The organism is Palleronia rufa (assembly GCF_000743715.1).
Classification (GTDB): domain Bacteria; phylum Pseudomonadota; class Alphaproteobacteria; order Rhodobacterales; family Rhodobacteraceae; genus Palleronia; species Palleronia rufa.
Genome location: NZ_JQEY01000010.1, coordinates 1 through 26,787 on the forward strand (window position 1 = coordinate 1; position 26,787 = coordinate 26,787).

At 69.3% G+C, this 26,787-nt stretch carries 26 protein-coding genes, 1 tRNA gene, 1 other RNA gene and 1 pseudogene; 18 read left to right on the plus strand and 11 right to left on the minus strand.

The window, feature by feature from the left end; genetic code table 11:
• From KW83_RS12770 to KW83_RS12800, 7 genes and pseudogenes are all read right to left on the minus strand, one after another.
• Nucleotides 1-317 (minus strand): annotated as a pseudogene (locus tag KW83_RS12770) (transposase); the annotation flags it as partial.
• A 44-nt stretch (nucleotides 318-361) separates the two neighbouring features.
• Entirely contained in the window at nucleotides 362-706 is a 345-nt protein-coding gene (locus KW83_RS12775; protein ID WP_036179465.1) for an acyltransferase family protein, read from the minus strand.
• A 430-nt stretch (nucleotides 707-1,136) separates the two neighbouring features.
• A complete protein-coding gene (gene rimK / locus KW83_RS12780) occupies nucleotides 1,137-2,042 on the minus strand; it encodes a 30S ribosomal protein S6--L-glutamate ligase (RefSeq protein ID WP_036179468.1) in 906 nt (301 codons plus the stop codon).
• A 63-nt stretch (nucleotides 2,043-2,105) separates the two neighbouring features.
• A complete protein-coding gene (gene ggt / locus KW83_RS12785; RefSeq protein ID WP_036179471.1) occupies nucleotides 2,106-3,902 on the minus strand; it encodes a gamma-glutamyltransferase in 1,797 nt (598 codons plus the stop codon).
• A 127-nt stretch (nucleotides 3,903-4,029) separates the two neighbouring features.
• Complete coding sequence (locus tag KW83_RS12790) at nucleotides 4,030-4,857, minus strand: MBL fold metallo-hydrolase (protein WP_036179474.1); 828 nt, start codon at nucleotides 4,855-4,857, stop codon at nucleotides 4,030-4,032.
• Nucleotides 4,858-4,879: 22 nt separating this feature from the next.
• Nucleotides 4,880-5,821, minus strand: a complete 942-nt coding sequence (locus KW83_RS12795; protein WP_036179477.1) for an MBL fold metallo-hydrolase — start codon at nucleotides 5,819-5,821, stop codon at nucleotides 4,880-4,882.
• Nucleotides 5,822-6,144: 323 nt separating this feature from the next.
• A complete protein-coding gene (locus tag KW83_RS12800; protein WP_036179479.1) occupies nucleotides 6,145-7,107 on the minus strand; it encodes a zinc-binding metallopeptidase family protein in 963 nt (320 codons plus the stop codon).
• A 433-nt stretch (nucleotides 7,108-7,540) separates the two neighbouring features.
• On the opposite strand from KW83_RS12800, the gene KW83_RS12805 reads away from it, so the two are divergent.
• From KW83_RS12805 to rpmG, 10 genes are all read left to right on the plus strand, one after another.
• Nucleotides 7,541-8,041 (plus strand): MOSC domain-containing protein, encoded by a 501-nt coding sequence (locus KW83_RS12805; protein WP_051928489.1) that lies wholly within the window; start codon nucleotides 7,541-7,543, stop codon nucleotides 8,039-8,041.
• A 30-nt stretch (nucleotides 8,042-8,071) separates the two neighbouring features.
• Complete coding sequence (locus KW83_RS12810) at nucleotides 8,072-8,722, plus strand: membrane protein (RefSeq protein ID WP_036179482.1); 651 nt, start codon at nucleotides 8,072-8,074, stop codon at nucleotides 8,720-8,722.
• A 43-nt stretch (nucleotides 8,723-8,765) separates the two neighbouring features.
• The gene (gene gatC / locus KW83_RS12815; protein WP_036179484.1) at nucleotides 8,766-9,053 is read left to right on the plus strand and encodes an Asp-tRNA(Asn)/Glu-tRNA(Gln) amidotransferase subunit GatC; all 288 of its coding nucleotides are present in this window, start codon (nucleotides 8,766-8,768) and stop codon (nucleotides 9,051-9,053) included.
• A gap of 66 nt (nucleotides 9,054-9,119) precedes the next feature.
• Nucleotides 9,120-10,589, plus strand: coding sequence for an Asp-tRNA(Asn)/Glu-tRNA(Gln) amidotransferase subunit GatA (gatA, locus tag KW83_RS12820; protein WP_036179486.1), 1,470 nt, complete (start codon nucleotides 9,120-9,122; stop codon nucleotides 10,587-10,589).
• Nucleotides 10,590-10,619: 30 nt separating this feature from the next.
• Nucleotides 10,620-11,348: a hypothetical protein gene (locus KW83_RS19230; RefSeq protein ID WP_051928490.1), complete on the plus strand. Its 729-nt coding sequence runs from the start codon at nucleotides 10,620-10,622 to the stop codon at nucleotides 11,346-11,348.
• On the plus strand, nucleotides 11,312-11,998 hold the full coding sequence (locus KW83_RS12830; RefSeq protein WP_081904613.1) for an N-acetylmuramoyl-L-alanine amidase: 687 nt from the start codon (nucleotides 11,312-11,314) through the stop codon (nucleotides 11,996-11,998). The genes KW83_RS19230 and KW83_RS12830 overlap by 37 nt, the downstream gene beginning before the upstream one ends.
• Before the next feature lie 35 nt (nucleotides 11,999-12,033).
• Nucleotides 12,034-12,395, plus strand: an RNA gene (rnpB, locus tag KW83_RS19270) — RNase P RNA component class A.
• 78 nt (nucleotides 12,396-12,473) lie between these two features.
• Complete coding sequence (locus tag KW83_RS12835) at nucleotides 12,474-12,899, plus strand: PAS domain-containing protein (protein ID WP_152563583.1); 426 nt, start codon at nucleotides 12,474-12,476, stop codon at nucleotides 12,897-12,899.
• A 60-nt stretch (nucleotides 12,900-12,959) separates the two neighbouring features.
• Entirely contained in the window at nucleotides 12,960-13,388 is a 429-nt protein-coding gene (locus KW83_RS12840) for a PAS domain-containing protein (RefSeq protein ID WP_051928491.1), read from the plus strand.
• A 96-nt stretch (nucleotides 13,389-13,484) separates the two neighbouring features.
• Nucleotides 13,485-13,652, plus strand: coding sequence for a 50S ribosomal protein L33 (gene rpmG, locus KW83_RS12845; RefSeq protein ID WP_009572866.1), 168 nt, complete (start codon nucleotides 13,485-13,487; stop codon nucleotides 13,650-13,652).
• 488 nt (nucleotides 13,653-14,140) lie between these two features.
• On the opposite strand, the gene KW83_RS12850 is transcribed toward rpmG, so the two are convergent.
• Nucleotides 14,141-14,548: a metallopeptidase family protein gene (locus KW83_RS12850; RefSeq protein WP_036179490.1), complete on the minus strand. Its 408-nt coding sequence runs from the start codon at nucleotides 14,546-14,548 to the stop codon at nucleotides 14,141-14,143.
• Nucleotides 14,549-15,050: 502 nt separating this feature from the next.
• On the opposite strand from KW83_RS12850, the gene gltX reads away from it, so the two are divergent.
• Nucleotides 15,051-16,373, plus strand: a complete 1,323-nt coding sequence (gene gltX / locus KW83_RS12855; RefSeq protein ID WP_036179492.1) for a glutamate--tRNA ligase — start codon at nucleotides 15,051-15,053, stop codon at nucleotides 16,371-16,373.
• A 40-nt stretch (nucleotides 16,374-16,413) separates the two neighbouring features.
• Here gltX and KW83_RS12860 read toward each other — a convergent pair whose 3' ends face one another.
• On the minus strand, nucleotides 16,414-17,004 hold the full coding sequence (locus tag KW83_RS12860; protein WP_036179495.1) for a gamma-glutamylcyclotransferase family protein: 591 nt from the start codon (nucleotides 17,002-17,004) through the stop codon (nucleotides 16,414-16,416).
• 225 nt (nucleotides 17,005-17,229) lie between these two features.
• Here KW83_RS12860 and gcvT point away from each other — a divergent pair, with 225 nt between their 5' ends.
• The 3 genes from gcvT to gcvP all read left to right on the plus strand — a co-directional run bounded on the left by gcvT (nucleotide 17,230) and on the right by gcvP (nucleotide 21,662).
• On the plus strand, nucleotides 17,230-18,342 hold the full coding sequence (gene gcvT / locus KW83_RS12865; protein ID WP_036179498.1) for a glycine cleavage system aminomethyltransferase GcvT: 1,113 nt from the start codon (nucleotides 17,230-17,232) through the stop codon (nucleotides 18,340-18,342).
• A gap of 16 nt (nucleotides 18,343-18,358) precedes the next feature.
• The gene (gene gcvH / locus KW83_RS12870; RefSeq protein ID WP_036179500.1) at nucleotides 18,359-18,724 is read left to right on the plus strand and encodes a glycine cleavage system protein GcvH; all 366 of its coding nucleotides are present in this window, start codon (nucleotides 18,359-18,361) and stop codon (nucleotides 18,722-18,724) included.
• Between the two features lie 106 nt (nucleotides 18,725-18,830).
• Entirely contained in the window at nucleotides 18,831-21,662 is a 2,832-nt protein-coding gene (gene gcvP / locus KW83_RS12875; protein WP_036179503.1) for an aminomethyl-transferring glycine dehydrogenase, read from the plus strand.
• Nucleotides 21,663-21,728: 66 nt separating this feature from the next.
• Here the strand turns inward: gcvP and KW83_RS12880 are convergent, their stop codons facing one another.
• On the minus strand, nucleotides 21,729-22,994 hold the full coding sequence (locus tag KW83_RS12880; RefSeq protein WP_036179506.1) for a DUF2254 domain-containing protein: 1,266 nt from the start codon (nucleotides 22,992-22,994) through the stop codon (nucleotides 21,729-21,731).
• 128 nt (nucleotides 22,995-23,122) lie between these two features.
• Here KW83_RS12880 and KW83_RS12885 point away from each other — a divergent pair.
• A tRNA-Ala gene (locus tag KW83_RS12885) sits at nucleotides 23,123-23,198 on the plus strand.
• Nucleotides 23,199-23,355: 157 nt separating this feature from the next.
• On the opposite strand, the gene KW83_RS12890 is transcribed toward KW83_RS12885, so the two are convergent.
• Nucleotides 23,356-23,796, minus strand: a complete 441-nt coding sequence (locus tag KW83_RS12890; protein ID WP_036179510.1) for a pilus assembly protein N-terminal domain-containing protein — start codon at nucleotides 23,794-23,796, stop codon at nucleotides 23,356-23,358.
• Between the two features lie 228 nt (nucleotides 23,797-24,024).
• On the opposite strand from KW83_RS12890, the gene KW83_RS12895 reads away from it, so the two are divergent.
• The 3 genes from KW83_RS12895 to KW83_RS12905 all read left to right on the plus strand — a co-directional run bounded on the left by KW83_RS12895 (nucleotide 24,025) and on the right by KW83_RS12905 (nucleotide 26,779).
• On the plus strand, nucleotides 24,025-24,219 hold the full coding sequence (locus tag KW83_RS12895; RefSeq protein WP_036179513.1) for a Flp family type IVb pilin: 195 nt from the start codon (nucleotides 24,025-24,027) through the stop codon (nucleotides 24,217-24,219).
• A gap of 108 nt (nucleotides 24,220-24,327) precedes the next feature.
• Nucleotides 24,328-25,788 (plus strand): CpaF family protein, encoded by a 1,461-nt coding sequence (locus KW83_RS12900; RefSeq protein WP_036179516.1) that lies wholly within the window; start codon nucleotides 24,328-24,330, stop codon nucleotides 25,786-25,788.
• Entirely contained in the window at nucleotides 25,781-26,779 is a 999-nt protein-coding gene (locus tag KW83_RS12905) for a type II secretion system F family protein (RefSeq protein WP_200879687.1), read from the plus strand. The genes KW83_RS12900 and KW83_RS12905 overlap by 8 nt, the downstream gene beginning before the upstream one ends.
• Nucleotides 26,780-26,787 lie beyond the last annotated feature (8 nt).

Here is a 26,787-nt window from a genome sequence, read left to right on the forward strand (position 1 = left end):
GGCTGGGAAAGTGTTCCTGTGTTCCTCGACAAACCTAAATCTCATTGCTTTAGGCCCGCGAAGAACTGGGTGGCCTTTTTTAGGATTTCCCTCTCCTCCCTGAGAAGCCGGATCTCACGTCGAAGCCGCTCATTCTCTTTGGCGAGGTCCAAATCCTCTTGTGAAACCACGTTCGTGTCTCGATGCGCTGTGATCCATTTGTTCAGCGTCGACATTCCAACGCCCAGATCATCAGCCACCTGCTTGCGCGTCAGCCCGCTGGTCAGCGCAATACGCACCGCATCCTGGCGGAATTCGTCCGTCCGTTTCAATCCCATAGTTCGCCTCCTTTGTTGCAGTAAATGCTATCAAAGGAGCGGCATCAAACCGCGACAGGTCCAATCGCCGACAGGGCGATCCAGAAGAACGGATATATTCGCGTCATTCTTTTCGATATATACGGGCCGAAACGGTCGCGCCGACCGAAATCACCGGAATGAACGTGAAACATTATGAAGCCGGACAGGACAAAGAAAATCTCGACCCCGGCGTAGCCCATGTCGAATCCGTTCCAGAGCGGCTGTCTGCCGAGAATGTCGGTAACGGTATATACGTTCAGGTGGAACAGCACGACCAGCAGGACCGCCGCCGCCCGGAGCGCCTGCAGCGACTCGATTTTCCTGTCGGACGGGTTGTCGCCGCCGATATTTACAACGTGTCTGTTCATCGTATCGAAGCTGATCAGGGAGCGGTCCGGCCGGCCCTGGACTCCCGTATGACTGTATCTTTCAAATCTCTCTTTTTATCAGGGCAGCCTTGCGCCGCCCGGCGATCCGGCAAATCGACTGTCGAAAGGTATTCTAGCTGACCGGATCGGCATTCGTCACGCGCGGCTGGCGAGAAACTACTAAAAATGCGGTTCATTTTTCCGCTTGCGAAGGCGCCCGGCCACGCGGGCCGGGACCGGGGACCGCTCGTCGCGGCGCTTCGCCGTTTTGAGCAGGGCGCCGGCAAGGCGGTCGGGCAACGGGCGCATCCGTGACGGCTTGCGCTTGACGGCGGTTCAGCCCGCCAGGCAGCCCCCGGATCGCGGGGTGCGGTCTGCGGGGCGGCGGGCCGGGCGGGTGGCGTCGGGCCGGGGGGGCTGCCCCCCGCGCTCAGCCCTTGCCCCTGGTCTTGGTGTCGCCTTCCCTGGCGTGTTTCTCGATGAAGTCGACGATCTTGCCGGCGACGTCGATGCCGGTGGCCTTTTCGACGCCTTCGAGGCCGGGGGAGGAGTTGACCTCCATCACCACGGGGCCGTGGTTGGCGCGCAGCATGTCGACGCCGCAGACGTTGAGGCCCATCGCCTTGGCGGCGCGGATGGCGGTGGAGCGTTCCTCCGGCGAGATCTTGATCTGCTGGGCGGAGCCGCCGCGGTGCAGGTTCGAGCGGAACTCACCCTCTGCGCCGGTGCGCTTCATCGCGGCGATGACCTTGCCGCCGACCACCAGCGCGCGGATGTCGGCGCCGCCGGCCTCCTTGATGAACTCCTGCACCATGATGTTGACGTTGGCGCCGCGGAACGCCTCGATCACCGATTTGGCGCTGCGGTCGGTGTCGGCCAGCACCACGCCGATACCCTGCGTGCCTTCGAGAAGCTTGACCACGGTGGGCGCGCCCCCGGCCAGCTTGAGCACTTCTTCGGTCTGCTTGGGGTCGTGGGCGAATGTGGTCACCGGCAGGCCGATCCCGTCGCGCGCCATGAGCTGCATCGAGCGCAGCTTGTCGCGCGAGCGGCCGATGGCGACGCTCTCGTTCAGCGGAAAGACTCCCTGCATCTCGAACTGGCGCAGCACGGCGAGGCCGTAGAACGTGACGCTGGCGCCGATGCGCGGGATGACGGCATCGTAGCGGGGCAGCTTCTCACCGTTGTAGTAGATGTCCGGTCGCCGGGAGGCGATGTTCATGTAGCAGCCGAGGGTCTTGATGATGTCGAACTGATGGCCGCGGGCCTCGGCCACTTCCTTCATGCGCTTGTGCGAGTAGAGATTGGCGTTCTGCGCCATCATCGCGATCTTCATGGCAGTCCTTCCGGTCACTGGGTCAGGGCGCACGGGGGCCGCGCGCCCGTCAGAGTGCAGCGATCACTGGCCCAGCGCAATGCCTTCGCGCCGGGGGTCGGCACCGCCCTGCAGCGTGTCACCGATGGCGATCGCGTGAAGGCCCGACGTCAGTTCGCGCACCTCCGTCTCATAGCCGATCTCGCCCAGGGGACCGGCCAGATCGGCCATCGGCGTCCCCTGTTCCAGATCGTAGGTGCCGAAGCGGTTGACCGCGTGGGGGGCGGCGACGGCCTGCTGCACGTCCATGCCGAAGTCCACGTAATTGAGGATCGCCTGGGCCACGTAGCCGATGATGCGGGAGCCGCCGGGAGAGCCGATGGCCAGCACCGGGGCGCCGTCCTGCATCACGATGGTCGGCGACATGGAGGAGCGGGGACGCTTGCCCGGCTCCACCCGGTTGGCGATGGGCGTGCCGTCCTGCTGGGTGGCGAAGGAGAAGTCCGTGAGCTCGTTGTTGAGCAGGAACCCGCCCGGCGCCATGAGGCGCGAGCCGAAGCCGTTCTCGATCGTGGTGGTCATGGAGAGCACGTTGCCCTCCGCGTCCACGATGGAGATATGGGAGGTGGACGGCAGTTCGAGCGACATGTCGGGCGCGAGGTCCATGGCGTGGGACCATTCCGGGCTGCCGGCCTCGACCTGTTCCAGCGCGGTGTCGCCTTCGAGTAGCGTCGCGCGGGATTGCAGGTAGCCGGGCGCCACCAGCCCGTCGGTGGGCATGGGGACGTAGTCGCTGTCGGCCATGTAGATGCCCCGGTCCGCGAAGGCGAGGCGCGAGGCATCGCCCAAGAGGCGCAGCGCCTGCGGATCGTCGGGGGCGAGATCGGCGATGCCGGTTGACTCCAGCATGCCCAGGATCTGGCCGACGGTCAGCGCGCCGGAAGAGGGCGGGCCCATGCCGCAGACGTCGCGGCCGCGGTAGGCGGCGCAGACGGCCGGGCGCTCCTTGGGCGCGTAGATCGCCAGGTCGGTCATCGACAGGACGCCGGGATTGCCTTCGGCCCCCGTCACCGTATCGACGATGCCCTGCGCGATCTCACCGGTGTAGAACACCTCTGCCCCGCCCTGCGCGATGGCGTCGAGCGTGTCGGCATAGGCGGGGTTGGTGAGCATGTCGCCTGCGGCGACCGGGGTGCCGCCCGGCAGGAAGTAGTCGGCGGTGGCCGGAAAGCGCGACAGGTAGTCGGTGTCCTCTGCCACGAGGGAGGCCAGGCGCGGCGAGACGGCGAAGCCGTCCCGGGCCAGCGCCGTGGCCTCCGACAGGAGCGGCGCCCAGTCGAGCTTGCCCCATTTGTCATGCGCCATCTGCATCAGGGCGGGCGTGCCGGGCGTGCCCACCGACAGGCCGCCCACGACCGCGTCGAAGAATTTCAGCGGTTCGCCCGCGTCGTCGAGAAACAACTCCGGCGTGGCGGCCAGGGGCGCGGTCTCACGGCCGTCGAGGGTGGTCAGCTCTTTGGTTGCGGCATCGTACCAGACCAGGAACGCGCCGCCGCCAAGCCCTGAGGACTGAGGCTCGACCAGGCCCAGCACGGTCTGGACGGCCACCATGGCGTCGGCCGCCGATCCGCCCTGTTCCAGGATCTTGGCGCCGGCCTCCGCCGCCAGCGGGTTGGCGGCGGCCACCATCCAGTCCTGCGCCTGGGTCGGGCGCCCCTCCGCCTTGGCGGCGAGCGCGTCCTGGACGCGCTGGGGCAGGCCCTCGAATGCGGCGGTGCCGGTTTCGGCGCCGGCGCCGGCTTCGGGGTCCACCGCATCGGCGGATTGCTGGGCGATCGCCGGGGCGGCGACAAGAAGAAGGGCTGGCAACAGGCGGCGCATGGGGAAGGCTCCTTCGTATGGCAGGGTCTGCCCCCGACCCTACGGCAATCGCCGTGCGAGGCAAGCGCCCGCCCCTTGTCCCCCGTGCCGCCGCAGGGCGCGGACCGTCCGCACCGGCGGCCCGCTTTCAGCCGTCATGGGTGTAGGGCAGGGGGCGCAGGGCGAAGCCCTCGGCCAGGCGCTCTATCACCCCGGCGCCGGGAAAGGTGACATGGCTGCCCAGAACCGGCGTCGCGTCCGCGCTGACCCGGTCGAGCAGCGCCTTGCGCGTGGCGCGGGCCCGGTCGGGATCGACGTCGAAGGTCGTGCCCACGTCCGGGTTGGCCAGCTGCACCGGCGCGATGTGGACGATGTCGGTCCAGAGCAGCAGCGTCGCATCGCCATCCGCGATCTCCAGTCCCGAATGTCCCGGCGTGTGACCGGGCAGCGGCAGCGCCCGCAGGCCGGGGGCGATGTCGATCCCGGCCGCGAAGGTCTCGACCTCATAGGCCGCGAGCACCGCGTCGGGCAGGTCGTCGCCGGCGAAATGGTCGCGGTCGGCCCCGTGGACGCGCAGCGTCGCGTTGGAAAACCGCGCGCCGCCCCCGTCCAGCAGTCCGGCGATGTGGTCCGGGTGCAGATGGGTGACGAACACCGTGTCGATGTCGCCCGGCGCGAAGCCCGCCGCCGCCAGGTTGTCGGGGACGCGTCCGGTGCGGTCGCCCATCCTGCCGGCGACGCCCGCATCCACCAGCACGGTGCGGCCCGCCGTCTCGATGACGAAGGCGTTCAGCCCGGAGCGCCAGGTGTCGGGGTCGTGGTGATCGCGCCGCAGCAGGCGGGCGTATTCGGGCGCGTCGATGCCGGTCAGGACGTCGCGCCCCAGCGGCAGCGGGCCGTCCGACAGGGCGGTGATGCGGATGCCGCCCACGCTGAGGCGCTGGGCATCCGGCAGGCGGGTCGTGGCGTGTGGCATCGGCTGTCCTCCGTCCCGCCGTTCAGGCCTTGTAGGGGTAGGGCGCGGGGATGAGGCGGAACCCCTCCTCGGCCCGGGCGATGTGGCCCATGCCGGGAAAGTCGATATGCGAGCCCGCGATCATCAAGCGGTCCGCCACGGCCCGGTCGAGGATCCGCGCGCGGGTCTGTGCGGCGGTGTCGGGTGCCACGTCGAAGCCGATGGTGACCTGGGGCCGGGCCAGCTGGACCGGGGCGACATGGACGATGTCGGCCCAGATCAGCAGCGACGCGTCGCCCGAGGTCAGCAGGTATCCCGTGTGGCCGGGCGTGTGTCCGGGCAACGGCAGGGCATCGATGCCCGCGATCACCTCCTCCTCTCCGGTCAGGATGCGCAGCCGGTCGCCGTAGGCCGCCAGCACCGACTGGGCGAGGGCGAAGAAGCTCTCGGATCCGTCGGGCGCCGTGCCGGACCAGAAGTCCCGGTCGGCCTGGTGGACCACCAGCTCTGCGTTGGGAAACACCGCCCCGCCGTCGTTGACCGCGCCGCCCACATGGTCGGGGTGGAGATGCGTGGCCAGCAGCATCGAGATATCCTCTGGCGCGGTGCCGGCGGCCGAGAGGTTGGCCATGAGCCGCCCCAGGTCCGGCCCCATTGCGCCGCCGCTGCCCGCATCGACCAGCACCCTGCGGTCGCCGGTCTCCACCAGGAACCCGTTGACGGCGGCGCGGAAGGTTTCGGGATCGCGGAACTGCCGCTCCATCAGCGTGGCGTAGCCCTGGGCGTCGATGCCCTGCAGCACCTCCGGCCCCAGGCGGATGGCGCCGTCGGACAGGACGGTGACGGCGATCTCCCCGACCTCGAACCGCTGGGCGTCGGCCAGGCCCTGGGGGGCGGCGGCGGCCCGATGGCTTTCGGCGCGGGCGGTGGCCGGGGCCAGCGGCAGGGCGGCGCCGGCGGCAAGCAGGTGACGGCGGTTCATCATCGGTGATTTTCCCTTCGGATGCGGATCGCCGGCAACATAGCCCGGACCGGCCGGCTGTCAGGTGCGGCCGGGGCAGGGGTTATCGGCGCCGGGCCGGGACGATCCCCGGCCGCGACGTCAGACCGCCGGCGATCCACGGGATCGGGCCCTGCGGACCGGGGACGCCGGCGGCCACGGGTGGCACCCCGCCCTCGCCCCGCCATCGCCGCGCGGGATGCGGTCGCGGTGCTGGCGCTGGCGGGCCGCCGGGACGTGGAACCGGGCGTGTCCGCGCAGGCCTGCGCCGGTGGCGTTCCCGCGCCGCCGGGCCGTCGCCGGAAGTCCTAGCCCGCGCCGGTCTTGAGGTGCCGGTGCGCGAAGGCCAGCTTCTTGCGCACGCCCTGTCCCAGCACGAACGGGTAGAGATCCGGCAGGTCCAGCGCGCGGTTGACATGGTTGACGGCGATCGACAGCGCGATGGCCGAGGTCAGAAGCCGCTCGGTCTCCGTCTCGGCATAGGCGTCGTAGCCGGGCGCCGGACCGTCGGGAAGGGTCAGCCGGGTGAGGGCCGCGCTGTCGAGGAAATCCACCAGGTGCAGCAGATGGGCGATGGTCTCGGCCCAGTCCTCATGGGGGTGCGACCTTGCGTAGCTGGTGATGTGGTCCTCGTCCGGCGGAGCGGGCTTGCCGTAATGGGCCCTGAGCGCCTGTCCGTAATCCGCCCGCTCGTCGCCGAACAGGGCGCGGAACCCGGGCAGAAAACCGTCCTTGCCGCTGAGCCGAAGAAACAGGAAATGCGCCATTTCGTGCCGCATGTGGCCGATCATGGTGCGATAGAGCTCTCCCATCTTCTCCTGGCGGTCGGCGCGGACCGGTTCGCTCGCTTCCGTCACGTTGATGGTGATGGTGCCGTTGGCGTGGCCCATGACGACCCTGGCGTCGCCCGCCGCCGTGACCTCCGACAAGAGCCGGAAGACCGGGCGCGGGCCGGTGTCGGACTGCCCGAACCAGCCCCAGCGCGACAGGTTCGCCAGCATCCAGCGCTTGGCCTGCTCGGTCCGGTCCCACAGCGGCAGGTTGTCGGCCTCGCGCAGGTCGGGGACGATCACGGTCATGGCGCAGGACCGGCAGAAGCCGCCGGTCTCGGCCACCCAGTTGCAGGAGATGTCGTCGCGGTGGGAGCAGAACGGCAGGTCGATCCGCATCTCCTGGCGTTCCGGGTCGAACGCCACGGCCTGCCCGCACCGGCAGGCCAGGTTGTGGAAATAGACCGGCGAACCGCAGACCGGACAACTGAAGACTTGCATGGGACGACGAACCTGCCAACGACATGTTGCCCCGCGCAACAGACGGGCCGCGGTTCGGTTCCCGCGACCCCGAGGCGTGAGGCGGTGCAGAGCGACCCGGACGCAAGCCCGCGAATGCCGGGTGTCCGCGGCACCCCTGGACGTCGACTGCCGTCAGGGGACCGGTCGCCATGTCCGCGCCGCCGCGCGCGGCCTTCGCTGCCGGCTCTCTCCGGGGTCGCGGTTTGCCGCGTCCGGCGGCTGGACAGCGTTTCCAGAAAACCGGACCCTGCCGAAAAGATCCGGGGGACTGCAAGACCATGGCGGGACGAGCACGCCGACATCGCGTTCCGGGCTGCAAGGGGGCCCCGGCGGCCGCCGCGGACCGGGGACCGCGCTCCGACAGGCCCGTTCCGATCCGGGGCGGCCCCGCGCGGACGGTAGGCGTCCGGCCATGAGCGGGATGCGCGCGATGATGGCGCGCCATGCGCAGGCCGGACGCGTGGCCTGGATGGGGCTCAGGGCGGCGCGGCGGGCGGCGGTCGCGCCGGTGGAGCGCGCCACGGTCGCCGCGGCGGGGCTGGAGGGCGACCACGGCCGGGCGGGCAAGCGCGCGGTGACGCTGATCCAGGCCGAGCATCTGCCGGTGATCGCCGCGCTTCTGGGCCGCGAGACCGTGGCGCCACAGGATCTGCGCCGCAACATCGCCGTGTCCGGCCTGAACCTGGCAGCACTTCGCGGCGCGGCGCTGTCGCTGGGCGGGGCGGTGCTGCGGGTCGAGGGTCCGTGCCCGCCGTGTTCGCGGATGGAGGAAACCTTCGGCCCCGGCGGCTACAGCGCGGTGCGCGGCCACGGCGGCTGGTACGCGAGCGTCCTGTCGCCGGGGTGCGTCGCGGTGGGCGATCGGGTCGCACCCCTGGACCCCGGCCGGGGCGGGGACCATTTCCCCGTCTGATCCCCCGCGGGGCAGGACCGGGAGACGCGCATGGACTGGACCGCCGTGGTCGACGGATATTGCGAGAGGCTGGGACCGGGGATCTGGGCCGAGCCGACCAACGCGGTCACGAACCTGGCGTTTCTGGCGGTGGCGGCGTGGCTCTGGCCCAACGCCCGCGGGGTCGAGCGCGTCCTGGCGGCGATCCTGTTCGCCATCGGCGTGGGATCGGGTCTGTTCCACACCCTGGCGACCCGCTGGGCGGGTCTGGCGGACACAGCGCCGATCCTGCTGTTCATCCTGACGTACATCTACGCGGCGAACCGGCAGTATCTGGGCTGGCCGGTCTGGGCGGCCGCGGCGGGAACGGCGGCCTTCGTGCCCTACGCCGCGGTCACGGGGTGGATCTTTGCGGCGCTGCCCGGTTTTGCGGTGTCTGCGCCCTACTGGCCCGTGCCGCTGCTGATCGCGCTCTACGCCCTAGGGCTGCGGCGGCGGCTGCCGGACGTCTCCGCCGGGCTGGCCGTGGGGGCGGGGACGCTGGCGGTGTCGCTGGTGGCGCGCTCCGCGGACATGGCGCTCTGCGCGGTTTTTCCCATGGGCACGCATTTCGCCTGGCATCTGCTCAACGCGGCGATGCTGGGCTGGATGATCACCGTGCTGCGCCGCCACCGCCTTGATGCGCAGCGCCCGCGGGGGTAAAGCCGCCCACGACGCATCCCGCCCCAGGCAGACGAGGCACCCCATGTCGATCGACGCAGAGACCGCCCGCAAGGTGGCGAAACTGGCCCGCATCCGGGTCGAGGAGGACGAGCTTTCCGCGCTGGCCGGAGAGTTCAACACCATCCTGGGCTTCATCGAGCAGTTGCAGACGGTGGACGTGGAGGGCGTGGAGCCGATGACCAGCGTGACGCCGCAGCGCCTCAAGCGGCGCGCGGATACGGTGACGGACGGCGACCGGCAGGCTGCGGTGCTGGCCAACGCCCCCGACGCGCGCGAAGGGTTCTTCGCCGTGCCGAAGGTGGTCGAGTAGCGACAGGCGGCCCCGCGCGGGCAAAGCGTGTAGTCCAGGACAGCAAAGACAGGCGGGACGGTCCCAATGACGGCCTTGAACGAGATGACCATCGCGGCGGCGCGCGACGCGCTGGGCAGGGGCGAGATCACCAGCGTCGAACTGACCGAGGCATGCCTGGCCGCGGTCGAGGGCGCCGACGCGCTGGGGGCGTTCGTTCACAAGACGCCCGACAGGGCGCTGGAGCAGGCCCGCGCGGCGGACGCGGGCGGCGCCGGCGCGCTGCGGGGCATCCCGCTGGGGATCAAGGACCTGTTCTGCACCAGCGGCGTGGCGAGCCAGGCGGCGAGCCGGATCCTGGAGGGATTCCGGCCCGCGTACGAAAGCACGGTGACGCGGAAGCTGTGGGAGGCCGGCGCGGTGATGCTGGGCAAGCTGAACATGGATGAGTTCGCCATGGGCTCCAGCACCGAAACCGGCGTCTATGGCGCCACCGTGAACCCGTGGAGGGCCGGCGACACGGCGCTGACGGCGGGCGGATCGTCCGGCGGGTCGGCCGCGGCGGTGGCGGCGGACCTGTGCCTGGGGGCGATGGGAACGGACACCGGCGGGTCGATCCGCCAGCCCGCCGCGCTGACCGGCATCACCGGGATGAAGCCGACCTACGGGCGGTGTTCGCGCTGGGGGATCGTGGCCTTCGCCTCCTCATTGGACCAGGCCGGGCCGATGGCCCGCGACGTGCGCGACTGCGCGATCCTGCTGGGCGCCATGGCCGGGCACGATCCGCTCGATTCGACCTCTGTGGACATGGCGGTGCCGGATTTCGAGGCGGCGCTGACCGGCGACATCCGCGGCAAGACCATCGGCATCCCGCGCGAATACCGCGTGGACGGCATGCCCGAGGCGATCGACGCGCTCTGGTCGCGCGGCCGCGAGATGCTGGCCGATGCGGGGGCCCGGGTCGTGGACGTGTCGCTGCCGCATACCGCCCACGCCCTGCCTGCCTATTACGTGATCGCCCCGGCCGAGGCGTCGTCAAACCTGGCGCGGTACGACGGCGTGCGCTACGGGCGGCGGGCCGCGCTCGACCAGGGCGACGGGATCACCGAGATGTACGAAAAGACCCGCGCCGAGGGCTTCGGCCCCGAGGTCCGGCGCCGCATCATGATCGGCACCTACGTTCTGTCGGCGGGCTTCTACGACGCGTACTACAACCGCGCGCGCCGGGTCCGCACCCTCATCAAGCGCGACTTCGAGGAGGTGTTCGCGCAAGGCGTCGACGCGATCCTGACGCCGACCACCCCCTCTGCCGCGTTCCCGCTGGGCTCCGTGGCGCATGCCGATCCGGTCGAGATGTACCTCAACGACGTGTTCACGGTGACGGTGAACCTGGCCGGCCTGCCGGGCATCTCGGTGCCCGCGGGGCAGGACGCCGCGGGCCTTCCGCTGGGGTTGCAGCTGATCGGACGCCCGTTCGAGGAGGGCGATCTGCTGAACACGGCCTATGCGCTGGAGCGGGCCGCCGGATTTGTGGCCAAACCGGCGCGCTGGTGGTAAAAGCGCCTTGGCGAGCGTAAAAGGAACCCGATGCGCACCCTCGTGAGATCCTTGGCCCTGTTCGGTATGCTGTCGGCCTGCGAAGCCGTGCCCGACAGCAATCCGGACTATGACGCGCGACCGGCGGCGACCGACCGGGGCGCGGTCTACGGCGACTACCAGGCCTATGAGGCCGCGCGTCTGGACCGCGAACGGGAGCTGCGCGGGATCGCCCGCCCCGCCGCGCCTTCTGGCACCGCACCGGAGCCGGTGATCTCGGCCGACGAGCTGCGCGCGGCCGGGCTGCCCTCGGCGGCGGGCGCGCCGGTCCTTCCGGCGGCGGAGCCGGTAGACAGCGCGCCGCTCGGGGCGCCCGTCGCCGCCGCTCCGGCGGGGCCATTGGGCGGAACTTCCGGCACGTTCGACGCCGCGGGCAGCGGGGCCGGGGGTGCCGATGCCGCGCCTCTGGCCGGCCAGCGCCCCGGCGACCTGCAGCCCGACCCCGGGGCGGTACCCCCGAGCGGCGCCCGCCGGCCCAACATCGTCCAATACGCGTTGTCCACGACCAACGCGCTGGGCCAGCCGGTCTATTCCCGCAGCGGGGCGTTGCAACGGGACGGATCCCAGGGGGCGTGCCGCGCGTACACGGCGCCGGATCTGGCGCAGGAGGTGTTCCTGGCGGCGGGCGGACCGGAAACGGACACGCTGGGCCTGGATCCCGACGGCGACGGTTTCGCCTGCGACTGGGATCCCGCCCCGTACCGCGCGGCGCAGGGCTGAGACTGCTTCACAGGGCATCCCCCAATCGCGGGCCGCGGCGCGACGGGGCGCGGCCCGACCTGATCGTGCTCCACTACACCGCGATGGAGGATCCCGGGCGCGCGCTGGACTGGCTCTGCGCGCCGGAGTCGCAGGTGTCGGCGCACTATCTGGTGGACCGGAGCGGCGGCGCGGTGCGTCTGGTGCCCGAGGCCGCGCGCGCCTGGCACGCCGGGGCGGGGGCCTGGGGCGGCGTGCGGGACGTGAATTCCCGGTCCATCGGGATAGAGATCTGCAACACCGGACGGATGCCCTTTGCCGCCGCGCAGATGGACGCGGTCGAGGCGCTGGTCGCGGGGATCATGGCGCGCTGGGCGATCGCGCCGCGCCGGGTGATCGGCCATTCGGACTGCGCGCCGGGGCGCAAGGTGGACCCCGGCGCGCGGTTCGACTGGGCGCGGCTGGCCCGGTCCGGGCTGGCCGCCGCGACACCCCGCGGAGAGGGCGCCGGCGATTTCGCCGCGCTCATGGTCCGTGCGGGCTACACCGCCGATGCCGATCCGGCGACGCTGCTGTCGGCGCTGCGGCTCCGCCACCGGCCCTGGGCGCGCGGACCGCTCGACGCGCGCGACCTCGGCATCGCCGCCGGTCTGGCGGGACAGGCGGATTGACCGCCGCCCGCGCGGGCATTAGGCGGTGGCGGGACGCGGATGGCCGGGTGGCCGCGTGCGCTGCAAGGTGCGCGAGGAAAGTCCGGACTCCAGGAAGCGACGGTGCCGGGTAACGCCCGGGCGGGGCAACCCGACGGATAGCGCCACAGAGAACAGACCGCCATGCGTGCATGGTAAGGGTGAAACGGCGGGGTAAGAGCCCACCGGGAGGCCGGCAACGGTCTTCGCATGGCAAGCCCCACCGGGAGCAATGCCGAATAGGGGTCCCATTGGCCGCTTCCGCCGCGGGGCCCGGGTAGGCAGCTAGAGCCGGTCGGCAACGGCCGGCGCAGAGGAATGGTCACCGCCCGAAGCATGTCTTCGGGAACAGAATCCGGCTTACAGGCCATCCGCGTCGCTAGAAAGTTCTTTGAGATCCGCTCCGAATCGGTGAGCGTATGGGTATGGTGTGTTTCGCCTCATACGTGTGCACGGTGTGACTTACGGTCAGGGCGCCACGGACCTGTCGGACGTGACCTCTGAGCTGGAAGGCTGCGTGCCGCTCGTGACGGCCGGTTTTCTGCGCCATTCGCCCCACTGCCTTGCGATCCTGGACCGTGAGGGGATGATCGTCTTCATGGGCGATGCGGGGCTTGAGATGCTGGATCTCGCCCGTGCGGGTGTCGTCGGTCGGGCGTGCTGGGATCTGTGGCCGCTCGACGCGCGCCCGGCGATGCGGCAGGCGGTCACCCGGGCCCGGCTGGGAGAGGTCGCGCGGGTTCGGGGCAAGGGACCGGAGGCCGGCGGCCTCCCGGGCGACTGGTCCGTCACCATGACCCCGTTGCGCGATCCCGCGAACCGGGTGGTGCGGATCCTGTCCGTCGCGCGGCGCATGTCCGCCGGTCCTGTCGCCGCGTCTTAATCCCGTGTAAAGCTGTGCTGGATCAGGGTCGTGTCCTGCGACTTGCCAGGGAGAAGAGGCATGACCGATGGGTTCGACCCCGATGTGGAGATCGCGCATACGCTGGACGGCCGCGCGGAAGGCATCACGTTGGCGCAACTGCGCGCGTCCCCCGACTGCGTCAAGATCCTCGATCCCGATGGACGGATCGAATACATGAGCCGCAACGGCATGTGCGCCATGGAGATTGCGGCCCATTCCAGCGTCGCCGGCAAGGCCTGGTGGACGCTCTGGCCGATCTGCGGTCAGCAACGGGTTCGCGACGCCGTGCGCCGGGCCCTCGACGGCGAGACGGACCGGTTCGAGGCCGACTGCCCGACCGGGACGGGCACGATGAAGCGCTGGTCGGTGAAGGTCAGGCCGGTCCACGACGGGTCCGGCCGCGTGGACAAGATCCTGTCCTCCTCCCGGGAGGTTCCCCGGGACGGGAGCGCCGCGATTCCCGGTTGACAGGGGCGGTACGGGGCGTAGATAGCGGCTTCGGCTTTATCGACGGACTGCGGTCCGGGGCGGTTGCGATCCGCCGCCCGACCCGAGGAGAGAGACATGGCGAAACCCACCACCATCAAGATCCGCCTGAACTCGACGGCGGATACCGGCCACTTCTACGTGACCAAGAAAAACGCGCGGACGATGACGGAGAAGATGGTCGTCAAGAAATACGACCCCGTCGCCCGCAAGCATGTCGAATACAAGGAAGGCAAGATCAAGTAGGGCTCCGGCCTTCCCGCGACCGGCAGGCGCCGCCCCCGGGGGCGGCGTTTTTCGTCCTGGCGGCCGCGATGACGAGTCCGGCCGCGCGCCGTTCGATCCGCCTGCCATGGCATGCGCCGCGCCGGCCCCTGTGGCGGGACGCGGCCGATGCCGGGGGCCGGATTTCGGTGACCGGCCGGCCGCGGTGCGCTCCGGAGCCTGTCTGACCGCGATGGCCGCATGGCCCTTGTCCGCGTGTCGGAACACGCAATCGCGCCATCTCCGACCCCTGCAACGACCCGACGACGTCGAGCCGCACCGAACAGGCGCCATCGGCGGACGCCGGCGCCCTGCGGTGCCGGGGCCTTTTGCTTGCGCCGCGAGCGTTCGCGCCTTGTGATTGTCCATCGGCCGGTCGCGCCCCAGCGGGGCCGGGGCCCTTGGCTTGCGCCGCGACCGTTCGCGCCTTGTGATCGTCCATCGGACGATCGCGCCCCTGGGGCCGGAGCCTACTCCCACCACCGGTCGATGCGGGCGATGTCGGCGTCGGACCAGCCCAGGTGATGGGCCAGTTCATGGACATAGATGTGGGTGACCAGTGCGCCGAGGGGGATCGTGCCGCGCTCGGCCCATTCGTCCAGGATCGGACGGCGAAAGAGCCAGATCGTATCCGGTCCGAGGGGTTGGTCCATGTGGGATTTTTCGGTCAGCGGGATCCCGTCGTAGAGACCCGTCAGCCCGAAGGCGTCGTCGATCCGCATCTCGTCCAGCAGGGCGTCCGGGGCGAAATCCTCGACCCGGATGGCGACCCCGGCGGCCGGGGCGCGGAACGGTCCGGGAAGGGCATCGCGCGCGGCATGGGCGAGGGCGGCGATGTCGTCCAGGGTGGGCGCGGTCAGGGGGGCAATGTCGGTCATGGCCGGAATATGGTGCGCGGCCCACCCCGTGCTAGGGTCGGGCCATGGATGATATGCGCGCGATCCCGGGCCGTTCCTGGCGGCGTGGCGCCGGAGGGCCGGCGCGACGACGCGCACCGGCGGGACGCGATCTTCCGCGAGGTGACGGGCCGGCAGCGGGGTCTGTGGTCGCCCGGCATACCGGGCCGAGGTCGCTACGACAGCGGGCGGAGCCGCAGCTATCGGGCGACCGGCCTCGCCCCGCGCAAGGCCAATCTGGCGGTCTGCATCATGCCGGGCCACGCCGATTTCGGCCCGATCCCGGACCGGCCGGGTCCGCACCGGAAGGGTCGGTCCTGCCTCTGCCTCACCCGCCCGGGAACGGTGGACGAAACCGCGCTGCGCGAGCGGATCCGCGGCGGGCTGGACGGACCTGGCGACCCGCTGGCCGGTCCTGCCGAGCCATTCTGGACAAGGCCTCCGCGCTGTGGGACAGGAGCCGTGAGTTTCAGGAGGCCCGTCCGTGACCGTCACCCGCTTCGCCCCGTCGCCCACCGGATACATCCATATCGGCAACCTGCGTACGGCGCTGTTCAACTGGCTGATCGCGCGCAAGGCGGGCGGCACGTTCATCCTGCGGCTGGACGACACCGATCCGCTGCGCTCGAAAGAGGAATATGTCGACGGGATCAAGGAGGATCTGGACTGGCTGGGCCTGACCTGGGACCGGGTCGAGCGCCAGTCCGAGCGGCTAGACCGCTATGCCGAGGCCGCGGACGCCCTGCGCGCGGCAGGACGCCTCTACGAGGCGTTCGAGACGCCGACCGAACTGGACCTCAAGCGCAAGAAACAGCTGAACATGGGCCGGCCGCCGGTCTATGACCGCGCGGCGCTGGGGCTGGACGAGGCCGAGAAGGCCCGCCTGCGCGCCGAGCGCGGCGGCGGCGCGTGGCGGTTCAAGCTGGATCAGGCGCGCATCGAATGGGCCGACGGGATCCTGGGCCATATCTCCATCGACGCGGCCAGCGTGTCGGACCCTGTGCTGATCCGGGGCGACGGGCAGGTGCTCTATACGCTGGCGAGCGTGGTGGACGACACCGACATGGGGGTGACCCATGTGGTGCGCGGGTCCGACCATGTGACCAATACCGCGACGCAGATCCAGATCATGGCGGCGCTGGGCCACGGGCACCCGGACTTCGCGCACCATTCGCTGCTGACGGGCCCCCAGGGAGAGGCGCTGTCCAAGCGGCTGGGCACCCTTTCCCTGCGCGATCTTCGTGCGGCGGGGATCGAGCCCATGGCGCTGCTCAGCCTGATGGCGCGGCTGGGGTCCTCCGATCCGGTGGAGTTGCGCGGCTCTCTGGACGAGCTGGTCGAGGGGTTCGACGTGACCCGCTTCGGCGCGGCGCCGACGAAGTTCGACGAAGAGGACCTTCGGCCGCTGACCGCGCGTGTTCTGGCGGCCCGCCCCTACGAGGCGATGGCCGACGACATCCGCGCCGCCGGCGTGCCGGACGACATGGCGCCCGCGTTCTGGGCCGCGATCCACGACAACGTCCGGACCCGGGCCGATCTGGCCGGCTGGTGGGCGCTGTTCCGCGACGGGCGCGACGCCCTGGCGGGTGCCGAGGATCCCGCGTTCGTCAAGACGGCGCTGGGGCTTCTGCCCGCCCATCCCTACGGTCCCGAAAGCTGGGACCTCTGGACCGATGCCGTGAAGGACGCCACCGGGCGCAAGGGCAAGGCGCTGTTCATGCCGCTGCGCAAGGCCGTCACCGGGCAGGCGCGCGGCCCGGAAATGGCGCGGGTCCTGCCGCTGCTGCAAAAGCCGATCTCCGGGTAACGGGGGGGCGGAATTTCGGACCGAAATTCCGGTCTGCGGGTCAGGGAGCGGCGTCGAGGCCGAGGCCGGTCTCTTCCACGGGGACCACGGTGACGCCGAGTTGTGCCAGCCATCGGTCGATCAGCGCCCGCTCCGCGCGCGCGAGGGTCTGCGCGCGGGGGTAGAGCGGCGCGTGGCGGTCGTCGGCGACGGGCAGGGACCAATTGTCGGTGGTCTGGAAGAACCGCGTCACGCCATCGTCTTCGAACTCGTTCAGGAACCCCTGCACCACCACGTCGAGATAGCTCAGCAGGATCGGGCAACCGGCACGATCGTCGTCGCGGGGCGGGATGGAATAGACCGCGATCTGCGGCGCCGGCCTCAGCGCGTGGGTCACGAGGCCCGCGTCGATCCTGGCATAGCCTTCCTCACGGGTGTCGAGCGGGCGCCAGTCGCCGCGGGGCACGGGTGCCACCAGCCCGTCGATCTCGGAGCCTTCGCAGGGCCGGGCGGTCAGGAAGGCGGCGGGCCTCAGGGCGGTCGCGCGCCATTCGCGCCGCCAGCCGGGCAGGGTGGCCCGATGCGCCGGCGCATAGGCATGGGTGCGGCGGTTCACGAGGCTGCCGTAGCCGAAGAAATGGGGATCGCTCATGGCGCTCAGGTAAGGGGGGCGGCGCGGCAATGGCAAGGGGGCTGTCGGCGGCGCCCGGCTTGCGCGAAGGGGGGGGCGGATCTCGGGGCGCGCGGACCCGCCGGAGGGCGGGGCCGGTGCGATCCGAAATCGGGCCAGGGGCGTCCAAGGGATAGCGATGCCGGGCGGATGGGTTTAAGGGACGTCGGAAGGGCGCGATGGCGGCCCTGGCAACCGGAGGACCCGATGTCGGAGTTGAGGCGGACCCCGCTTTACGGCCTGCACGTGGAACTGGGCGCCAGGATGGTGCCGTTCGCGGGCTATGAGATGCCGGTTCAGTATCCCCTTGGAGTGATGAGGGAGCATCTGGCCTGCCGGTCGGGCGCGGGGCTGTTCGACGTGAGCCACATGGGGCAGATCGTGGTCACGCATCGCGGCGGCGCCGCGGCGGCGGCAGCCGGGCTGGAGACGCTGGTTCCCCAGGACGTGATCGGGCTAAAAGACGGACGGCAGCGCTACGGGCTGTTCACCGCGCCGAACGGCGGGATCCTGGACGATCTGATGATCGCGCGGCGGACGGACGATCTGTTTCTGGTGGTGAACGCGGCGTGCAAGACGGCGGATCTGGCGCATCTGCGGCACGGGCTGCCCGACTGCGATGTGCGGATGCTGGACCGCGCGCTGCTGGCGCTTCAGGGACCCTTGGCCGAGGACGTGCTGGAGGCGGTGGCCCCCGGAGCCGCGGCGATGCGGTTCATGGATGTGGCGCGGCTGGAAAGCGACTTCGGGACGCTCTGGGTGTCGCGTTCCGGCTACACCGGAGAGGACGGCTATGAGATCTCCGTCGCGGCGGAGGCGGCCGAGAGACTGGCCCGCGCGCTTCTGAAGGCAGAGGGCGTCGAACCCGTGGGCCTTGGGGCGCGCGACTCGCTGCGGCTGGAGGCGGGGCTGTGCCTCTATGGCCATGACCTGGACGAGAGCACCTCACCGGTGGAGGGGAACGTGCTCTGGGCGGTCCAGAAGGTGCGCCGGTCCGGCGGCGACCGGGCTGGCGGGTTTCCGGGCGCCGAGCGGGTGCTGCGCGAGATCGACGGCCAGCCGTCGCGCCTGCGCGTCGGGCTGGTTCCGGAGGGCCGTGCGCCCATGCGCGAGGGCGTGGAGCTTTTCGACGGGGACCGGGCGGTGGGGCGGATCACGTCGGGCGGGTTCGGCCCGTCGGTCGAGCGGCCGATCGCCATGGGCTACGTCGATATTGACCGCGCCGGAATCGGCACCAAACTCGAAGGGTCGCTGCGGGGTCGCCGGCTGCCGGTCGACGTCGTGCAGATGCCGTTCCGCCCCGCCACCTACAAACGCTGACGAGACGAGGACCCCGATGAAATTCACCGAACAACACGAGTGGCTGCGCCCCGAGGACGACGAGGAGAACGTCGTGACCGTGGGGATCACCGAACACGCCGCCGAACAGCTGGGCGACATCGTGTTCGTGGAACTGCCCGACGAGGGCCGGACCGTGGCCAAGGAGGACGAGATCGTCGTGATCGAGAGCGTCAAGGCCGCGAGCGAGATCCTGGCGCCCGTGGACGGCGAGATCGTGGAGGTGAACCCGGCGCTGGAGGACAATCCGGCCCTGGTGAACGAGGATCCGCTGGGCGCCGGCTGGTTCTTCAGGTTGCGGGTCGAGGACATGTCCGCGCTCGACGAGTTCATGGACGAGGCCGCGTACAAGAAGTTCATCTGATCGCGCGGGGCGATTTTTCTACGAAAAATCGGGCCTCCGGCGGGGATGTTTGAGGAAAGATGAAGCGGTGCGAGGGCTTGGCCCCAAAGTGCCGGAGGAGTGAGCCATGCCGTTCGAGCCGACCGGGTACGATCCCTACGATTTCGCCAACCGCCGTCATATCGGGCCGTCTCCCGCAGAGATGGAAAGGATGTTCGAGACGCTTGGGGTGCAGGGTCTCGACGCACTGATCGACGAGACCGTACCGGGAGCGATCCGACAGGAGGCCGCGCTGGACCTGGGGCCGCCGCTGACCGAGCGCGAGCTGCTATGGGAGCTTCGACAGATCGCGCGGAAGAATTCGGTGTTCTCGTCGATGATCGGTCAGGGGTTTCACGGCACCGTCACGCCGCCGGCGATCCAGCGCAACATTCTGGAGAACCCGGCCTGGTACACGGCCTATACGCCCTATCAGCCGGAGATCAGCCAGGGCCGGCTGGAGGCGCTGCTGAACTTCCAGACCATGGTGTCGGACCTGACCGGGCTGGAGATCGCCAACGCCTCTCTGCTGGACGAGGCGACGGCGGCCGCCGAGGCCGTCACGATGGCCCAGCGGGTGTCGAAATCGAAGGCGCGGGCGGTGTTCGTGGACGAGGGCTGCCATCCCCAGAACATCGCGGTGATCCGCACACGATGCGCGCCCCTGGGCCTGGAGGTCGTGGTCGGCGCGCCCGACGACATGGCGGCGGGGGAGGTCTTTGCCGGCGTGTTCCAGTATCCGGGCACGAACGGCGGGCTGCGCGACGTGTCGGACCTGATCGCCGACCTGCATGACGCGGACGCCATGGGTATCGTGATCGCCGATCCGCTGGCGTTGACGCTGCTCAAGGAACCGGGCGCCATGGGGGCGGATATCGCCGTGGGCTCGACGCAGCGCTTCGGCGTACCGATGGGCTATGGCGGGCCCCATGCCGCCTACATGGCGTGCCGGGACGCCATGAAGCGGGCGATGCCGGGGCGGATCGTGGGCGTGTCCATCGACGCGCGGGGCAACAAGGCCTACCGGCTGAGCCTGCAGACCCGCGAGCAGCATATCCGGCGCGAGAAGGCGACCAGCAACGTCTGTACCGCCCAGGCATTGCTGGCGGTCATGGCGGGATTCTACGCCGTGTTCCACGGTCCGGACGGGCTCAAGGCGATCGCCCAGCGCATCCATCTCAAGACCGCGCGCGTGGCCGCGTCGCTGGAGGCCGCGGGCTATGATGTGGGACCGGAGGCGTTTTTCGACACCGTCACCGTGGACTGCGGCGCCCTGCGGGAGGTCATATTCCAGGCCGCCGCCGACAGGCGCATCAACCTGCGGCGCGTCGGCGCGACCCGGTTGGGCATCACCCTGGACGAGACCACGCGGGATCTGACCGTGAGCCGCCTGCTGGAGGTGTTCGGCTGCGCCGACGGCGGTGAGGCGGGCTATCGGATCCCCAAGGAGCTGGTGCGCGAAAGCGACTACCTGACCCATCCGGTGTTCCACATGAACCGCGCCGAGACCGAGATGATGCGCTACATGCGCCGTCTGGCGGACCGGGACCTGGCGCTGGACCGGGCGATGATCCCGCTGGGCTCCTGCACCATGAAGCTGAACGCGGCCGCCGAAATGGCCGCCGTAACCTGGCCCGAGTTCGCCAATATCCATCCGTTCGCCCCGGCCGACCAGGCGGCGGGCTACGCGGAGCTGATCGGCGACCTGTCGGAGCGGCTCTGCGCGATCACCGGCTATGACGCCATGTCGATGCAGCCGAACTCGGGCGCTCAGGGGGAATACGCCGGGCTGCTGACCATCCGCGCCTTCCACGAGGCCAATGGCGCGCGCGACAGGCACATATGTCTGATTCCGGTGAACGCCCACGGGACCAACCCGGCCAGCGCGCAGATGGCCGGCATGAAGGTGGTCGTGGTGAACTGCACCGCCCGCGGCGACATCGACGTGGAGGATTTCCGCGCCAAGGCCGCGGCCGCCGGGGACGCTCTGGCGGCCTGCATGATAACCTACCCCTCGACCCATGGCGTGTTCGAGGAGACCGTCAGAGAGGTCTGCGACATCACCCATGCCCACGGCGGGCAGGTCTATCTGGACGGGGCGAACCTCAACGCCATGGTCGGGCTGGTGAAGCCGGGCGAGATCGGTGCCGATGTGAGCCACCTGAACCTGCACAAGACGTTCTGCATCCCGCACGGCGGCGGCGGCCCCGGCATGGGTCCGATCGGGGTGCGCGCGCATCTGGCACCGCATCTGCCGGGGTTCGGCGGCAGGGGAGAGGGGGCGGTGTCGGGGGCGCGGTGGGGCTCGGCGTCGATCCTGCCGATCTCATGGGCCTATTGCCGGCTCATGGGCGGAGAGGGTCTGACCCAGGCTACCAAGATCGCGATCCTGAACGCCAACTACATCGCCGCGCGGCTGGATGGCGCTTACGATGTGCTCTACCGCGGCAAGGGCGGCCGGGTGGCGCATGAATGCATCCTGGACGTCCGCCCGTTCGACGACAGCGCCGGCGTGACCGTGGACGACATCGCCAAGCGTCTGATCGACAACGGGTTCCACGCGCCCACCATGAGCTGGCCCGTGGCCGGAACGCTGATGGTCGAACCGACCGAAAGCGAGACCTGCGCAGAGCTGGACCGCTTCTGCGACGCGATGCTGTCGATCCGTGAAGAGATCCGCGAGATAGAGAATGGCGGCGACCCGAAGGCCAATCCGCTCAAGCACGCCCCCCATACGGTCGAGGATCTTGTCGGCGATTGGGACCGCCCGTACAGCCGCGAGACGGGATGCTTTCCCGCAGGCGCGTTCCGCGTGGACAAGTACTGGCCGCCGGTGAACCGTGTGGACAACGTCTATGGCGACCGCAACCTGGTGTGTACCTGCCCGCCGCTGGAGGACTACCAGGAGGCGGCGGAGTAGCGGACGGACACGGATGGTGCAAGGACGCCGCGCGTTTTGACGACGCAGACCGGCGGCGGCCCGCCCCTAGCGGCCGACGGCCAGCGCCTCCAGCCGCGCCCGGTGCGCGTCGAGCGGCAAGTGCGGGAGCGCCATTTCCAGCGCCCGCGCCGAGCTGTCCCGCGCCGCCTCCGCCATGGTCGCGTCGCTTCCTTCCGCAAGGGCGGCGAGAGCCTTCTGAAGCCGGATCTGAACTTCGACCGTATCGGCCGCGTCCCGCGCGATGGGCTCGAAGCTGTCGCGCAGCAGGGTGCGGGCGGTGACCGGCGGCATCCAGATACTGGGGTAATGCGGGTCGATCTGGTTCTTCGCTTCGGCCTCGTCCCGGAACCCCAGAAGAACGCGTTGCAGCCGGGAAATGACATCGATGGCCGTGCCCGGATCGTTGATGCCGGGGGACAGCGCCCGCTGGGCGATCTCGGTCAGCACGATGACCCCGAAGCGCGGATCCTGGTCGAACACACGGCTGTCGCTGATCGTGAAGGCGCTGCGGACGGCCTTTTCGGGCAGATCGCCGGTATGGTAGAGCAGCGGCTGGCCTTCGGTGACGAACTTGCCCGGCGCCGCCAGCAGAAAGACCTGCCCGTGGCTGGCGCGGACCGCTTCCGACAGGCTGGCCATGTCGATATGCTGGATATACCCGGTGGACCAGGCGTGAAGGCGCATCGCGCGCACCGGGATTTCGAGCATGCCTTCGGTCAGCGCGCGGGCGCCCAGGCAGGGCCACTCCACCCGTTGCCGCAAGGCATCCCGGGCGACATGCTCGACCTTGCGGGTGGTCTCGATCACGCTGCCGAGTTCGCTCAGGTGGTCGATCCATCTCAGGATCGCGATGACGACGAGTCCGATCACCAGCAGCGTGAAGAACAGGATCACCACAGCCGCCTTGCCGGAAAAATAGCCCGTATCCAGCACGATCAGGCTGACCAGGGAAAAGATGAACGCGCCCAGGAACGTGGCAAGGACGGTCTGGGTGGTCGTGTCCTCGATCAGCAGCTGGTGGGTGCGGGGCGTCACCTGGGACGATGCCGCCTGCCGGGCAGCGACCATGATCGACAGCGAGAAGATCGTCACCGCCAGCATGCTGGAGGCGATGATCCGGACGATCTCGGCGACGGCGCCTTCGGTGAGTCCCGCCGCCATCGGGTCGGGGATCAGGAATGCCAACGGCCGGGCGGTCAGCGCCGCGACGACGGCCAGCAGCGCGATCAGCGCCGACCGGATCCAGAGCTTGCGCGAAAGCCGCCGCAGCCGGTAGAAGGATTTCGACAGCGTCGCTCTTGTCAGTGCCATTCCCGCCCGGTCTCCTCGCCGCTTTCCGGCGCCACTCCAGACCGATCCCGGAGCCGATGACAAGGAGGGATCGCGGTCCTTTCGCGATCTTGACAAGCCTCCGGGTTTCGTCCACGCAGCGCGCCAGTGGGGCCGTAGCTCAGTTGGGAGAGCGCGTCGTTCGCAATGACGAGGTCGTCGGTTCGATCCCGATCGGCTCCACCATCTCCAACGCACATGCCATGGGTTTCGGGATCGATGGTCGATCCGGTTCCGGCCGTTTCTCCGGGTAATCTCGACATATGGGACACGGGGCCGGGGTCCCGCGCGATCGCTGCCCTGCGCTGTCGCCGCCGATCCCGGGGTCCGGCTCCGCCACGGATCAGGGGCCGGTGTTTTCGAGATCGCGGACCGGCCGGCAGACCGGATCGCACAGAACGCTGGTTTGTGCCGTGCCGCGATGCACGGTGGCGCGGTGACCGCGTTCCGCGGAGACGATGACATCCCAGCGGGCCTGAACCTCTCCGTCCGCGCCGAGCAGGATGATGTTGGTCCGGCCCGCGGCGCGGGCGGTCAGGACCAGCCGCGTATCGCTGACCACCGATGTCGCGATGACCGCGGGATCCCCCACGATGACCGTCTCGAACGGATTGAAGACCGATACCACACGGGCCTCGCCCTTGGCGAGCGATCGCGGGCTTGCATAGGACGGGCCGCGGATGGCGGCGTCCTGCGCCGCGGCGGTGCCGCCGAGCGCGCATAGAATCAGCGCGGCAGCGACCTTAGGACAGGTGCTCCGGCGCGCCGGACGGGGGTCGGCCATGGAAAAACTCCGATGAGACCAGCGGTTCGGGACACTAGATTCGCATCTGGTTCACAAGCCGTTAACCCACGCGTTTTTTCAGTTTTTTCGGGCCGTTGCCGCCCACCGCACGCCTCTGCCGGAGGCCCTGCCGCACGAACCTCATCAAATTCAACCGCTTATATCAACGATTTATTGGGGCGGAGCAGGTTTAGCTCTCAGCAGTTCAAACAAACGGAAAGGTGCAACATGCTTCTCATCATCTCCAGACTTCTGATCGACGCCCGTCTCATGGTTTCGGACCGCAAGGGTGCCACGGCGATCGAATACGGCCTCATCGCGGCCGGCGTGGCGCTGGTCGTCGTCGCCGCGATGACGGCTCTCGGGCCGCAGCTGACCGCGACCTTCGGGAAGCTGACGACCGCGCTGACGCCGAAGGCCTGAGGCCGCAGCAAGGCGCCGTCCCGGATGCCGTCCGGGCCGGCATTACAATGCCGGTCCGGCGTATTGCGCCGGGCCGGATGACCGCCCCCCGGAACCACGATACGAATCATGAAGGAGCAGACCGTGCCATTCGGACGCGCGCAGCCAGGCGACAGGCCGGCACCGGTCGCGGCCACGGTCGCCGTACCGCAGGCGGATCCCGCCCCGCGCGCCGTCGAGCCGCGCCAGACGCCGCAGCCGAAGGGAGCCGCGAAAGCCGGCGACGGGCGCTCCGAATTCTTCAAGGTCAAGGCGCAGGTCTTCGGCGCCCTCGTGGACGCGGTGGAGCTGTCGCGCATCGCGCAGACCGACCGGCAGGAGGCCGCGGTCGAGATCCGCGCCATCGCCACGGAAATCATCGAGGAAAAGAAACTCCCCCTGTCGGTCGCCGATCAGGAGGCCTTGATCGAAAGTATCGTGGACGATGTGCTCGGATACGGTCCGCTGGAGCCGCTGCTGCGCCGCGACGACATATCCGACATCATGGTCAATGGCGCGGACGACATTTTCATCGAAGTCGAGGGCAAGACCCTCAAGACCGACGTCAGCTTTCAAAGCAACGAGCATCTGCTCAACATCTGCCAGAGGATCGTGAGTCAGGTCGGCCGCCGTGTCGATGAGAGCTCGCCGATCTGCGATGCCCGTCTGGCCGACGGAAGCCGCGTGAACGTGATCGCTTCGCCGCTCGCGGTCGACGGGCCGACCCTGACGATCCGCAAGTTCAAGAAAGACAAGCTGACGCTGGAGCACCTGGTCGGCTTCGGCTCGATCACCGAGGAAGGGGCGGAGATCCTGCGGATCATCGGGCGTGTGCGCTGCAACACCGTGATCTCCGGCGGGACCGGATCGGGGAAGACGACGCTGCTGAACTGCATGACCCGTTCCATCGACGCCGACGAACGGATCGTGACCTGCGAGGACGCCGCGGAGCTGCAGCTTCAGCAACCGCATGTGGTGCGGCTGGAGACGCGGCCCGCCAATATCGAGGGCAAGGGTGAGATCACCATGCGCGACCTGGTGAAGAACTGCCTGCGGATGCGCCCGGAACGCATCATCGTGGGGGAGGTTCGCGGCGCCGAGGCGTTCGATCTGCTTCAGGCCATGAACACCGGCCATGACGGATCGATGGGCACGCTGCACGCGAACTCTCCGCGCGAGGCGCTCAGCCGGCTGGAATCGATGATCTCGGTCGGGGGCGTCAGCCTGCCGCCGCGCACGATACGCGAGATGATGGTGTCGTCCATCGACGTCATCGTACAGGCCTCGCGGCTGCGCGACGGTCGCCGCGTCATTACCCATATCACCGAAGTTCTGGGAATGGAGGGGGACGTGATCACCACGCAGGATCTGTTCAAGTACGAGATCACCGGAGAGGGCGAGGACGGCAAGATCACCGGGCGTCACCGCGCCAACGGATCCGGGCGGCCGGGTTTCTGGGACCGGGCGGTCTACTACAACGAGCAGGCGCGGCTCACCAAGGCGCTCGACGATTCGGACCCGCGCGTGATGCGGCGCGAGCTCGATGCCTGAGATGACCAGCCTTGCCGTCCTGGCTCCGATCCTCATCGCCGGCCTGACGGTCCTGACCGTGGGCGGACTGCTGATGGCGTTCGCCTGGCCGAGCCTCTCGCGGAGCACCGCGACGTCGCGGCGGGTCGAGGCGATCGCGCGTGAGTTCGAGGCTGCGTCCGACGGCTCCGACGACGGCAAGGCACCTGCCCAGCGGTCGGTCAAGGACGCACTGCGCGAGATCGAAGAGGTACGCCGGACGCGCAACCGACGGATCTTGATCCGCCGGTTGCGCGAAGCGGGTCTGGGATGGTCCAAGACGCGATATTTCGTGGTCTCTGCGGGACTCGGTGTCTGCGGACTTGCGTTCGGTCTGATCGTCGGCGGCGGCACGGTGGTTCCGATCGGCTTTGCGCTGGCTTGCGGTGTCGGATTGCCCAATCTGATGCTTTCGGTCCGCAAGACGCGGCGGATGAAGTCGATGATGACCGAATTCCCGACGGCTATCGACATCGTGGTGCGCGGTGTGAAATCCGGCCTGCCGTTCCGCGATTGTCTCCATGTCATCGCGCAGGAGACGCGCGCCCCGCTGAAGGCCGAGTTCCAGAAGATCCTCAACGATCTCAATGTCGGTTTGCCGATGAGCGACGCTATCCAGCGCTTCGCCGAGCGCGTCCCCCTGAGCGAGGCGAATTTCTTCGCCATCGTGGTCACCATCCAGGCCCGTACCGGCGGCAGCCTGTCGAACTCGCTCAGCAACCTCTCGAACGTCCTGAGGGAGCGCAACAAGATGCGCGACAAGATCAAGGCGATGAGCTCCGAGGCCAAGGCGTCCGGGGCGATCATCGGCGCGCTGCCGGTCCTGGTGGCGGGGATCATGTCGCTGACCAGCCCCGACTACATCTCGGTCCTCTTCACGGAGACGACGGGCAACATGGTCCTGGTCGCGTCCGGCCTCTGGATGGGCATGGGCATTTTGGTGATGCGCAAGATGATCAACTTCGATTTCTGAGATGTTGG